Origin of the sequence: Pseudobacter ginsenosidimutans (assembly GCF_007970185.1) — a bacterium.
GTDB classification, from domain to species: Bacteria; Bacteroidota; Bacteroidia; order Chitinophagales; family Chitinophagaceae; genus Pseudobacter; species Pseudobacter ginsenosidimutans.
The window spans coordinates 1,478,464-1,490,573 of the sequence record NZ_CP042431.1; the positions used below are offsets into that span (position 1 = coordinate 1,478,464).

Consider the following 12,110-nt stretch of genomic DNA (forward strand, 5'->3'; position numbering starts at 1 on the left):
TGAATTTAGAAGTTGATGGAAATATTGGTGGTAATGATCCTTGGGTTGGGAACATTGGACAGGTTTTGAATCTCCGGGTCCAGCCCTTTGTAGCGCGATATGAAGAACAGGTTCTGCGCATCGATGGAAATCATACATCCTTTCATTCCTGTTTTCTTAAGCAGTTTGTCCGTAAATGAATAACTGATGGAGGCATTGGTAAGGCGCACAAAAGATGCATCGGTAAAAGAGCCATCGGATGTATAAATATTGGATCCCCCTCCGGTGGTGTATCGCTGGTACTGACTGTTATCGCCAGGCTTTTGCCAGTGATTCCTGATCAGCTCCTCTGGCAGGAACATATTCACCATCCTTCCCACAGATTCCCCGGCAAGTGCATTCAATCCATACTGCTTCCGGAATTGAAAGTTCATGCGGAAGTTGATATTCTTATAATAAACCGAGGGAACAAAACCACCATAGAACGTTGGATTTCGATCCCTTTCTATATAACGGTCATCATCATTTGTTCCTGCCACTGTATTCAGGTTGATCTTGGCAACACCATCTTTATTGTAATCATAGAATGCATATTCTCCTGTAAGCGGATCAACACCTATCAAATGCAGCAAGTATTCTGTTGAGAGGGATTTACCCACTTTGAAACGGGTAGCATAGGGAGAGTTCTCGATATTCGGATATGAAACCAGCTTATTACGATTGGCTGATATATTGAACCCGAGATTAACGTTCCAGTCTTTCTTTTCAATCAGTTTATAAGTAAAAGACGCTTCCAGACCTGTATTACGCACTTTCGCATCCCAGTTGCCGATCACACTGGGGAAGCCGGTCAGGATCGCGGTGGGGATATCAGTCAACTGGTTGCTGGTCTCTTTTATATAGTATTCAACATTTACAGTGAGCCTGTCTTTCCAGAAACCCATAGTAGTTGCCAGGTTGATCTGTTTGTTGGATTGCCAGTGGTATTGGTCGTTCACTGCCTGTATGGGAAGATAGCTTTGAATGCCACCATAGGCCCATACGGGCATCTGGTATTCGGCAGGGTCTGTTACACTCCAGCGAGAAAGATAGCGATAGTCCTGCCCCAGGTCTGAACCTGTAATTCCATAGCTTCCGTTGAATTTGAGGAAGCTGAACCATTCAGGCAACAAATTTCTCATCCAGGGCTCATCGGATGAGATCCAGCCCAGGCCAACTGATCCGAACTGACCGAATTGCTTGCCCGGCGCAAATCGGGAAGAGCCATCACGTGCGGCACTGAGGTTAATGATGTATTTGTTATCCCAGTTATAGTTGAGTAAAGTGCGGAGCGAAACGAATTTGTTTTCACCAAAATTCTCCACTGTAATTTTTATGGGAGCATTATTGATGGTATTAAGCATGTTGTCGTTGGTATAACCCATGCCCCAGTTGGTCAATCCACGCATTGTTGAATATTGGTAATTGCCCATCAGCTGCGCAGTTAACCTTCCTCTTCCTATCATTGTGTTATAGGTGATCTGAGGATCCAATACCATGTTAGTGCCTTTGGTGGTTCCGAACATGGCTTCGGGCATTGCATACCCAAGTGGGTCTAATGATGTTGAAGGAACAAGGCGCTGGTTGTTGTTGAGTGAATTATTAATACTTGCCCTCGTTCCCACTGTAAGGCCGGGTAACAATTCATAGGTGATATTGATATTACCACTGAACTGATTGGTTTTGGAGATTATCGGCTGCAATAAATAACCGAAAGCGAACTTTTGCATCACACCATATCCGATCCTCCAGCCATCAAAGTTCAGCTTGCCATCTTCTTTATAAATTGGAGGGGCATTGGGCGGTAAATTATAGATATTGGAAGTGTACGTTACAGCATCCACTTTGGTAGTGCCGTAATTGAGGATGGCTTCCACCGTCAGTTTTTCATCCGGGCTGCGATGTCTGAAATTGAAAGCAAAAGCGCCACGCTGTGTGGAACCAGAAGTGGCCATCAGATCCACCACTTTGTCATAAGAAGCATTCAGGCGAAAGGTATTACGTGTATCGCCGCCGGATAAGGTAACGGAAGCCAGACTGGACCTTCCTGTTCCCAGTACCTGCTTTTGCCAGTCCGTTTGCCGGGTACTGTCCCACAACAACAGATCAGGTGCTGCCTCCAGGGAAGGATTATAGATGCCGTCATTCTTAAAAGCTTCTCTCCGGATTGCCAGGTATTCTGGTGTGCTCAGCATTTTCACATGACGGGCAGGCATTACCAATCCATCCGTGTAGGATAGATCCAGTTTGGTTTTACCTGGCCTGCCTTTTTTGGTATTGACCAGTATCACGCCATTGGCAGCCCTGGAGCCATAGATAGCCGTAGCATCGGCATCTTTCAATATTTCAATACTTTCAATATCGCGTGGATTAATGGCAAATAGCGGGCTCTGTCCTTTCAGATAAGCAGCGCCTGCCTGCTCAACACCATAAGAAACGCCGTCCTGAACAGCGCCCTGTAAATTCACCTGGTTGATGGGAATGCCATCGATCACATACAATGGATCTGTCAGTTGCAAAGGGTCGATGGAATTCCTTCCCCTGATCTCGATCTTAACCGGAGAACTTGAATTGCCGGAGGTAGGTGTCATCACAAGACCAGGCACCCGGCCCTGCAAAGCCAGCAGTGGGTTCATCACTGGTTGCCTTTCGATCTCTTCTGCTGTTACGCGGGCAATGCTGCCCGTATTCAGTCTTTTGCTGGTTACGCCGTATGCTTTCACTACGGCCTGGTCAAGTTCATTGGTAGCGAGTTTCATTCTAACAGATATACTAGATTCCAGGTCTTTCGCCAGCAGTGTCATGGATTCATACCCGATGAAAGTAAAGGTGATCTTATCTGTTTCTTCCACTTTCCTGAGCGTGAAAGCACCGCGTTCATTGGTTTGTGTGCCCCTGGAAGCGCCTGCCACCAGGATACTCACAAACGCAAGTGGCTGATTGGACTTACTATCGTATACATTTCCGGTAATGTCCCGGGGCGCCACCACAAACATGGCACCCCCGTCTGCATTTCCGGTTCCAGATGTAGCTTGTTTCTTAGCCACAACAATGGTTGTTCCTACAATGCTGTACACAAGTGGTGTATTGTTCAGGATAGTACGCATGAATTCTTCCAGTGGCTGATCTTTTACATTCACTGTGGCAGTGATGGAACTGTCCAGTATTTTGGGATTGAACACCACCACGTAGCTGGTTTGTTTTTTGATCTCTTTGAACAGCTTCTGGAGAGGCACTTTCTTTCCGCTATAAGTTATCTTCTGTGCACTAACGGTGAGGGGTATTTGAAACAGGACCAGCAGCAGCACAGTCAGTAATACACTGAATCTCCGTCGTTTTTCTAAGGGCAGATATTTTTTGCTGGTAACAGCAGGCCAGGAGTTCAAATTAAGCATAGTCTTGGTTTTGAGAATAATGAACGGTTACATTCAAGGCAATACGATCTCATTTGCTTTTCAGCATTACGCGTTGTATTGCAATAAAGAATTCAGGAAAAGTTTAAACGATGTCTAAGGCTTAATGGTCAGGCGTCTTTCTTCCAGCGTGAAATGTACGCCCATTTTTTCCAGTACAATCATTGCCTGCAATAAGGTAAGATTGCGGTTCACTTCGCCGGTGAACAAGATATCAGGATCATTTTGTTCTATCACCACCTCCACATCGTACCATCTTGCAAATTGACGCAACACATCATTGATTGGCGAATTCTCAAACCGGAACAAGCCATTCTTCCAGGCAAGAACGAGGTCTGTATCGGCATCTTTCAACACATTCATGCCCTTTGTGCTGATCCTTGCCTGCTGACCCGGGGAAAGAACAGCAGTTTGTTGTCTGTCGATCATTTTGATAGCGCCCTCGGTCAAGGTTGTTGCAATATATGGTTCATCAGTATAGGCATTGATATTGAAATGCGTGCCCAACACTTCCACGGCTGCTTTTCCATCGATATCCACTTTAAAAGGCTGGTCTTTCTTTTGAGCAACTTCAAAATAAGCTTCACCACTTATTTTCACTTTGCGTTCTCCTGTAGCAAAACTGTTAGGGAATGTGATGGACGATGCTGCATTGAGCCACACTTCTGTGCCATCAGGCAGTTTCAGGTTATATTGTCCACCACGCGGAGTAGTTAAGGTATGCCATTCAACTTTGCTGCTGACCCCATCGTATTCCAGTTTTCCTTTTTGATTGTTCACGCTCAGATCTCCGCTGTGCAGAATCTGTTTGGTATTACTATCCAGCAGAATTGTTTTTCCATCTGCCAGCAGCAGTACCGCTTTATCGGATCCTGATGGAATATTTCAGCGGCAACCACCGGAAGGGTGTTTTCCTTTTTATGATCCTTACTGATCAGTAGCCAGGCAAGCAGAGAAACAGAAAGCACCAATACAGCAGCCGCTGCATATCTGAACCAGGCTATGTTCAACAAATGAACCCGGTGAACAGGCGCAGGATATTTTTCACTCAGTTGCTGTTGAATGGATCTCAGCAAGCGTTGCAGTACCCGCTTCGCTGCTTCCTTCGACATCGGGGCTGCATTTGAAGATTGCAAATACACCTGCTGGAGTACATTCTCAAATTCAGGATCCTTTTCTGCAGCGCCACTTTGCATATACGCAGATAATGCATAACTTTCCTCTTCAGTGATCGTCCCGTCCAGAAACTTCCACAGCAACGCTATTTCCTGATTTTTTTGAGAACCCATATTATTAAGACTAATGAGATTAAAAAAAGGGTGGACGCGAAAAAAAATTTAATTGAAAGCCACCAGGATCATCAGCAGAGAGATGTTCCCATGCTCCAGCAAATACTCTTTGATCGATTTCACAGACAGTTGCAAATGTTGTTTCAAAGTATTCTTTGAAATGTTCATGATAATAGCAGCTTCTTCATATGTTTTGCCCTGCTGCCTGCAGAGGATGAAAGCTTCTTTCCGTTGGGGAGGCAAACTGTTGATGGCTTTTTCCAGTAACTCTTCATATTCCCTCGCTTCCACTTTGTTCATCAGGTGACGCGGATGCAGTTCCAGTTCTGCATTGCTCAGCATCTCATCACGGATGGCATCATATAAAGACATCCGGTTGAGTTGTGTGATCACAGTGTTCCTGGCCAGGCCGAACAGGTAAGCGCTGAAGGAGGTTTTTATGTCTACCCGTTCGCGGGCATCCCATATTTTGAGGAAGATATCGTGCAGCAGGTCTTCTGCCAGCGTTGGATTTTTTGTGAACTTGAGAAGGTAATTATAGATGAGTGAATGATACTGTCCGTATATAGAGGCAAATGCTTGCTGATCTCCCTGTGAAAAGCGCTGGAGTAAGGCGGGGTCGGTATTAAAAAGTGAAAAATCGATCAATGCAAAAACATTTGAAGGGCAGTTCAAAAACCTAAGTTAGGGGTAATTGCGCAACATCGGTCCGGGAGCTTATTAAAATCTGTTTTTGCAGCTATGATTTTACCTTGTACAGCCGCCGTGGAAGCCAGCTTTGCTGCTCGTGAGCGATAGCCATACAGCCTTGTTTTGAATGTCGGTAAAACGATTGTTTGTTCTACATTTGCAGGATAATGGGACAGAAAAAATTAGTTCGTTTCGCTGAATTGCTCACTTTTCCGAATGTATTACAAAACCCCGAAGGAATGCCGGGGAAATGGCATGAATTCTTTCACAATGATCATCCTATCACTCTGGAGCTGGCCTGCGGCAAAGGAGAATACGCAGTTGGACTCGGCAGGCTTTACCCTGAACGCAATTTCCTGGGAATTGACCTGAAAGGAAACCGCATTTGGGTAGGCGCTAAAAAAGCGCTGAATGAGAAACTCGTGAACGTAGGTTTTCTCCGCACACATATCGATCGAATTGCGATGCATTTCCAGCAAGGTGAAGTGAGCGAGATCTGGATCACATTCCCCGATCCGCAGTTGCGCACTTCCCGTGCAAAAAAGCGACTGACCCATCCGAGATTCCTCAGACTTTATCAGCAGATCCTCTCGCCCAATGGCATCATACATCTTAAAACAGATTCGCCTGCTTTATATCGCTTCACCAAATGGGTGATCGATCTGCACGATCTGGAAGTGATAGATGACAGGGACGATGTGTATTCCGCTGGCGAAACAGCCATTACAGATGAGTTGAAGATCAAAACGCATTATGAAAGCCTGGACATTGCCGGCAGCAGCCGTATCCATTACCTGAGCTTCAGATTGCCTGATACACCGCTGACCGATAAGGATGCAGCGCTAAAAGAAATGCTCCGTGAAGAAGAATCTGATAGAAGGAATTGATTTTTATTACAACGAACAGGGTTATGTAGTGCTCACTGCCAAATTCCACCTGGACAGGGGCCGATGCTGTGGAAATGGCTGCAAACATTGCCCGTACGATTACATGAATGTACCCGAACCCCGCCGTACAGAGTTGCTCCAAAAACGTAACGATCATGGCCAAACGAACGACAACTAAATCAGCATCTAAAGCTGTAAAGAAACCAGCCTCTTCGGCTCCGGCAAAGAAAAAAACAACTCCGGTAGCAGTTAAAAAGAAAACCACTTCCGGAAATACCGCCAGGAAGCGAGGCAGCGGAAGCTCCGTATCATCTTCATTAAAAAAGGCTTCTGTTCAGTCTCCCTTTGCAGAAAAGCTTAACACGGTTACACCATCAGGCTACAAGGACCAAACTTTTTTTGAACAGGTTTTCGATGTGGCAAGGCAGATCCCGAAAGGGCGTGTTACTTCCTACGGGGCCATTGCGGCCAGCCTGGGCGCCAAATCATCATCGAGGTTGGTTGGCTGGGCTATGAATCTCGCGGGCAGTGCAAGGCCCAAAGTACCTGCACACCGCGTAGTGAACCGTAATGGCATGCTTAGTGGCAAACATCACTTTGCCACTCCTACCCAAATGCAGGAGTTGCTGGAGAAAGAAGGGATAAAAGTGAAAAACGATAAAGTGGTCGAATTCAGCAAACTGTTCTGGGATCCGATGGATCTCTAAATTGAAGACTACCAGTTGATGTCGTAACCGATAGTTGCTATCAGTTCCGCATATCCGAATGCGTGTTTCGCTTTGCCTCCATCTACTGTAAGCGCATTGGTATACTTCGCATAACCTGTTTTGGCAGTTCCCTCAAAGAAGAAATTCCGGGTGATATAATATTTGATACCACCTTCCACGCTGGCCATATAGCCTGCGAGATGGAACTTATTATCCAGCCTTTTACCAAACAGCGTTACGTCTGTTTTGGGAATCATGAAGCCTGCACCCAGTTTCAACATGGGTACAAAGTAACCTGCTTTTCTGTTGGTCCTGTTCAGCGGCCAGAATTGTACATAATTGATATGATAGAAATTGGCGCCATTGGTATGCTCGAGATGGAAGAGCCCATCTTTGGTAACGAGCGTGTCCTGATCGAAGTACTGATCTCCGATTGTTCCTTTGATATGCAGGCGCTGATCATCGCTCACAATATATTTCGTGTGATCGAAATTGAACTCGATGGCTTTGGTCTTTTCCCTGTTCAGGTAAAAACCGATCCGGTAATTGTATTGCGGAACGCTGACCTGAATGGGTTTCTTCCAGATCGCATCCAGATCGTTCTGATCTACACCTTTGGCATTGTAAACGGTAAAGTCGTGAGGAATACCATTCACTGCACCTTTGAAGTGAATATCACTTTTCGTATACCATTCGGTGTTATAGCCCCACTGAAGGTACATACCTTTGATGCTGAAGCGGGATTGCCCAATCGTGGCAAGGCTGTAAATGAAAAGTAAGAGAAAAAGAACGGAAAACCTTTTGATTGAATTGGCTACTCTGTTCCTGTCTGTGTCTTCAAAAAACGTTTTGTCTTGCATTGGGCCTAAGATTTGTGGGGTTGCGCGCAGGGTAAAAACCGCCGCAATTTACGGTGTTATTTCCACAGTTTTACAACCTTAACCATTCACTAACCATTTTTTGCGCTACTGCACAGAGCCCTAACCGTGAGAACTCATATAACTAGACAAGAATAAGCAAGACAATTATCAATTTTCAATAATGCGACAAACAGGATTCTTTGAAAGTCCATTTACCTTCTTCCTCCCCTTTTTCAAAATAGAGTTGTAACGGGGAGTACTGCACGCTATCGGGACATTTACAGCCAACAGTTTCTTTTCAGGGTGTGCTTCCCAGTTGCAGCCCCTGGCTGTGATATATTCAAATACAGATTCCATTTGCGTTTCATCAAAGAAATAAACCTGGATGGTGCTATTTCCGGAAGCGTCCATCACCATTTCGAAATGCAGCTCATCTTCCTCCATAACGGCAGACACAATGTCCCCTCTGGAAACCGAAGGTGTGAACTGGGGTATACTCTCAACCTGATAACAGCTTCCGGCCTGCGATGCACGCAACCTTTCAATTTGAAAATCGCCATATTGATCCCGGAAGGTGAACACAATGTAGCAATCGCTCATAAGGATATGTTTAGATGTAAATAAATACAGGGTCATTCAGGCATCAATAGACTTGACGCTGTTATGCTCGATGTATTCAATGGTTGGATTGCGGAAACCTGGCTTGTCAGAAATTGTATCCTACTCTGAATTTGAGTGGTTGGGTTTGCGGTCTTTGGGAATAACTCAGGAAATCCCAAAGCAATTGTATCTTGGTTTTCTTGAACATTTTGCTTTTCAATGAAACTACTTTACTGATGCCTGCCAGCCCGCTCTGCTGCCAACTATCGAGATCCCTGACAATCGACACAGAACTGAAAGGCTGCTGATAGTTGTATTCAAAACCGCCGGAAGCGAAGAAACTTCCTTTGATCTTATAATCCGCGAAGGAGCGGAAACCTACTCCCTGGCTGCTGACGCTGATATTACGGATATTCTGTCCCCAACCCACTTTGTAACTGGCGCCTACTCCGATCACACTTTTATCGTTCAATTTATATCCTACAGATAATCCAATATCTGTAGTGGTTGGAAAGTAATTATTAGAGCGCTGGCTCTGTAGATTGGTGCCATATTCGAGCCTTTGTAAAAAACTTTTCGTTTTCTGGTTGTTGGGTTTGAAATCCGGAAGATCTCCTTCACTGTTGCCCATTCCTCCGAGTTCATTGAGTTTATCTTTCAGACCAGATAACTGCGCCTGTGCAGCCTGAACATTCTGTTGCAGCATGGCAGTAGCATTGGGTCCTGCAGAAGCGATCCTCTCCTGTATAAGGTTCTGCACACTACTCCGGGTTTGCAAACCAGCCAGGCTGGCCGTGGACCCATAATTATCAGGTAATCTGAAGAGACTGGCCAGCTCGGAGTGCTTCTTGAAAAAATCCTGGAATGCCGGAATCTTTTTTACCAGTTCCAGCGCTTTCTGCTCCAGTTTGGAAGGATCTTCCAACATCGCTTTGTAAGAATTGACCTGTTCCGCGTAGTAATATGCCTGTTGATTATATTTCTTCAACTCTTTGGTGAGGCCGAAACGATTTAATTGTTCTTTGAGCATTTGCTTTCTGTCTCTTAGATATTTCTTTACATCTGCCGCCTGATCAAATTTGCCTTCAAGTCCTTTTACTGAATTCAGCGCTTCTTTTACTTTGCCGGTCATTTCAGAACTGTTTGCAAGCAGTTCATTATTCTGAGAAAGGAAATTCAAAGATGTTTTGAGAGTATCCAGATGCGGGAGGTACTGGCCTGCTCTGCCATTCAGCTTAACGGGCTGTTGCAATTTGGATTGCAGTTGCTTATACCGTTCCTCTACATTGCCGAAGAGTTGTTCAGCCGCTGCAGAATCATTACGCGCCAATTTCTTCTTCAGCTTCTTTTCCTGTTTGGCCAACCTTTCCAAAGCTTTTTCCGAACTGGCAACCAGCTTGTCTTCAAGCTCGGCCGATTTCTTATTTAGTTTATCGAGAAAACGAGTAGGAAAACTGGTGATCTTGCCAACCGCAGAGGTTTCATCCTGGGCTTTTGCATTGAGCCCGTTCAGCAGCATGATTAGAAACAGGAAAAGGTATTGAAGTCGCATATTAAAGGCTTGAAGTGGCATTCTAAAATAGTACATTTAATAATGCCTGATCAAACTTACAGCTAATACCAATCATGCCAAGGGGAAAAAAAACGCCATTTTACGGGTTTTTTCCCCTTGTTACCTCAATAGAAATATGTATAAGGTTAAATCTCTTTTTCAGTCAGCCGGAGCAGTACGGCAATATTATTTTTTCGCGGCGTGAAAACCAGCAGGATCAAACAATGTAATATAGCAAGTGCTACAAATGAATAATAGGCAGTAATTACAAACAGCGCCAGGGCAACAAGAGCAGGGAAATAGATCAGGCTCCACCAGATCATGCAGGCAGTGAAGTATTTTCGTATGCGCATCTCCGGTAATTCCAGATTACGGGCTTCCATCATCTTTCTTTTGAAAAGATTGAATCCGACTAAAAGGCAGGCAACAGACAGGATCACTGCTACTACAGAGCCGGTCCTTTCCAGATTTTCGTTCCCGGCAATGGTAGCTGAAGCGGTATATACCAGTGCCCCTGCAATCGCCAAAACCAACAGCACCAGGAATACCGTATGCTGGAATTTAAGTTTGCGGATAGTGCCTGCAATATTCATAGAAAAACTGTTTAGTAATATGGGCTGATCATCAGGTACACCAGCACACCTGTGATAGCAACATACAACCAGATGGGCCAGGTTATGCGGGCCAGTTTTTTGTGCGCCGGAAATTCGGCTACCAGTGCACGATAGGCGGTGAAAAGGATGAAAGGAAGAATAATACCAGCCAGCGGGATATGGGTAGCAAGAATAATGTAATAGATGGTACGAAGAGAGCCGCCTGCAGCTTTCTCTTCATCACTAATGATTCCGTTTCGGTCTAGGTCCCCGAATTTAGTTTCCCCAGCAAAAAGATGGTGCGCAATATAGGAAACCAGGAAGATCACAGACAGTATCATGGCCGCCATCATGATCTTCTTATGTAATTGGTAATTGCCTTTCTTGACGGTAACGAAACCTGCAATCAGTAAAAGTGTTACCATGAAGTTGATCACAGCATTGGCTGTAGCAAACAGGTGAGGATCGAAGCCCAGGTCAGCTTCCAGCTTCACTCTGCTGAGCAGTACCACTGCAGCAAAAACAATGAAGGAAAAAATAAGGATGAGTGTTCTCGCTTTCTTATCGTTCTTCTGTAAAACCGGAGGTAACATAGATCAGGCATTTGTTTGAGTGCGCGGTTTGCGCGTAATACGGATAAATATTGCCAGTAGTGCCAACGCTATCAGATACACGGGCCAGAGGCCGAGCAGTTTTGCCAGAACAGGCGACTTCTCCTGTTTGTCTTTTTCAAGCATCAGCAGGGTAACGTCTTCACCGAGGCTGGACAATGAAGCGCTATCCAGGCCATTGTAGTAGCCGCGCACTACACCTTGTTTATCTATCAATACAAATTTCTCGGTATGTATGAATGCGGAGTCTACAGTGCCGCCGTCCTGGAGCCCAAGTTTAAGTTCCTCCAGCGCGTAATCATAGATCACTTTCTTGGGACCTGTAAGCATCCACCACATGTCGTGATTCACACCATATCTGTCGGCATATTTTCTGAGTACAGGAACGGAATCACGTTCCGGGTCCACGCTGAAGGAGATCAGCTGAACGAATGTGGTATCGATGCGTTTGGTGAGGTCTTTGAATTTGAGCCCATCCTGGATCATTTTCATATTGCGTGAAAGTCCGGGGCAGATAGACGGGCAACGGGTGAAGAAGAAATTGGCAATCACGATACGACCGCGGAGCTCGTCCATCGTAACAGTCTTTCCCAGCTGATTGGTAAGCTCGAAATTGCCTACCTGGTGCCAGATGGTGTCCTGGTGCAGTTTGCCATTGATGATGGTGTCTTTTGTGTCGTCGAAATAATAATGCTTCGGCATCCGAAGGGAGTCCTGGCTGATGCCTTTCACCAGAAAGTAGCTGGCAACCGGCAGCAGGAGGGCAACACACAGAGCTAAGAGGGCTTTCTGACTCACCTTATTTCATTTAGTTGCGCAAAGGTACCACAGGAACGGATGCAATGTGGCGTTTGATCCACTTAATTTATGCTAAAACCGCACAATGGCAG

13 protein-coding genes are annotated in these 12,110 nt (G+C 45.3%); 3 read left to right on the forward strand and 10 right to left on the reverse strand.

The genetic code is table 11. The annotated features are described in order from the left end of the window. Positions 1 to 5: 5 nt before the first annotated feature. From FSB84_RS06035 to FSB84_RS06050, 4 genes are all read right to left on the reverse strand, one after another. Positions 6 to 3,413, reverse strand: coding sequence for a SusC/RagA family TonB-linked outer membrane protein (locus FSB84_RS06035; RefSeq protein WP_130542419.1), 3,408 nt, complete (start codon positions 3,411 to 3,413; stop codon positions 6 to 8). 114 nt (positions 3,414 to 3,527) lie between these two features. Further along, positions 3,528 to 4,211 carry a FecR family protein gene (locus FSB84_RS06040; protein WP_147122063.1) on the reverse strand — a complete coding sequence of 228 codons (684 nt, stop codon included), beginning with the start codon at positions 4,209 to 4,211 and terminating at the stop codon, positions 3,528 to 3,530. A 2-nt stretch (positions 4,212 to 4,213) separates the two neighbouring features. Beyond that, positions 4,214 to 4,720, reverse strand: coding sequence for a hypothetical protein (locus tag FSB84_RS06045; RefSeq protein ID WP_147122065.1), 507 nt, complete (start codon positions 4,718 to 4,720; stop codon positions 4,214 to 4,216). Positions 4,721 to 4,768: 48 nt separating this feature from the next. Further along, a complete protein-coding gene (locus tag FSB84_RS06050; protein ID WP_130542417.1) occupies positions 4,769 to 5,395 on the reverse strand; it encodes an RNA polymerase sigma factor in 627 nt (208 codons plus the stop codon). A gap of 182 nt (positions 5,396 to 5,577) precedes the next feature. Here FSB84_RS06050 and trmB point away from each other — a divergent pair, with 182 nt between their 5' ends. From trmB to FSB84_RS06065, 3 genes are read left to right on the forward strand one after another with little or no spacing between them, the layout of a single operon-like run. Then, the gene (gene trmB, locus FSB84_RS06055) at positions 5,578 to 6,297 is read left to right on the forward strand and encodes a tRNA (guanosine(46)-N7)-methyltransferase TrmB (protein ID WP_130542416.1); all 720 of its coding nucleotides are present in this window, start codon (positions 5,578 to 5,580) and stop codon (positions 6,295 to 6,297) included. Between the two features lie 28 nt (positions 6,298 to 6,325). Beyond that, positions 6,326 to 6,475, forward strand: coding sequence for a DUF5522 domain-containing protein (locus FSB84_RS06060; protein ID WP_225980087.1), 150 nt, complete (start codon positions 6,326 to 6,328; stop codon positions 6,473 to 6,475). Beyond that, positions 6,453 to 7,004 carry an MGMT family protein gene (locus tag FSB84_RS06065; protein ID WP_130542414.1) on the forward strand — a complete coding sequence of 184 codons (552 nt, stop codon included), beginning with the start codon at positions 6,453 to 6,455 and terminating at the stop codon, positions 7,002 to 7,004. The genes FSB84_RS06060 and FSB84_RS06065 overlap by 23 nt, the downstream gene beginning before the upstream one ends. A gap of 8 nt (positions 7,005 to 7,012) precedes the next feature. On the opposite strand, the gene FSB84_RS06070 is transcribed toward FSB84_RS06065, so the two are convergent. The 6 genes from FSB84_RS06070 to FSB84_RS06095 all read right to left on the reverse strand — a co-directional run bounded on the left by FSB84_RS06070 (position 7,013) and on the right by FSB84_RS06095 (position 12,018). Beyond that, positions 7,013 to 7,864 carry a hypothetical protein gene (locus FSB84_RS06070; RefSeq protein ID WP_130542413.1) on the reverse strand — a complete coding sequence of 284 codons (852 nt, stop codon included), beginning with the start codon at positions 7,862 to 7,864 and terminating at the stop codon, positions 7,013 to 7,015. Between the two features lie 168 nt (positions 7,865 to 8,032). Further along, a complete protein-coding gene (locus tag FSB84_RS06075) occupies positions 8,033 to 8,464 on the reverse strand; it encodes a DUF4265 domain-containing protein (RefSeq protein WP_158643793.1) in 432 nt (143 codons plus the stop codon). A 106-nt stretch (positions 8,465 to 8,570) separates the two neighbouring features. Next, a complete protein-coding gene (locus tag FSB84_RS06080) occupies positions 8,571 to 10,016 on the reverse strand; it encodes a hypothetical protein (RefSeq protein WP_130542411.1) in 1,446 nt (481 codons plus the stop codon). A gap of 146 nt (positions 10,017 to 10,162) precedes the next feature. Next, entirely contained in the window at positions 10,163 to 10,609 is a 447-nt protein-coding gene (locus FSB84_RS06085; protein WP_130542410.1) for a 6TM ABC transporter family protein, read from the reverse strand. Between the two features lie 11 nt (positions 10,610 to 10,620). Next, on the reverse strand, positions 10,621 to 11,202 hold the full coding sequence (locus FSB84_RS06090) for a DUF420 domain-containing protein (RefSeq protein WP_130542409.1): 582 nt from the start codon (positions 11,200 to 11,202) through the stop codon (positions 10,621 to 10,623). Between the two features lie 3 nt (positions 11,203 to 11,205). Continuing rightward, positions 11,206 to 12,018, reverse strand: a complete 813-nt coding sequence (locus FSB84_RS06095; protein WP_130542408.1) for an SCO family protein — start codon at positions 12,016 to 12,018, stop codon at positions 11,206 to 11,208. Between the last annotated feature and the right edge of the window lie 92 nt (positions 12,019 to 12,110).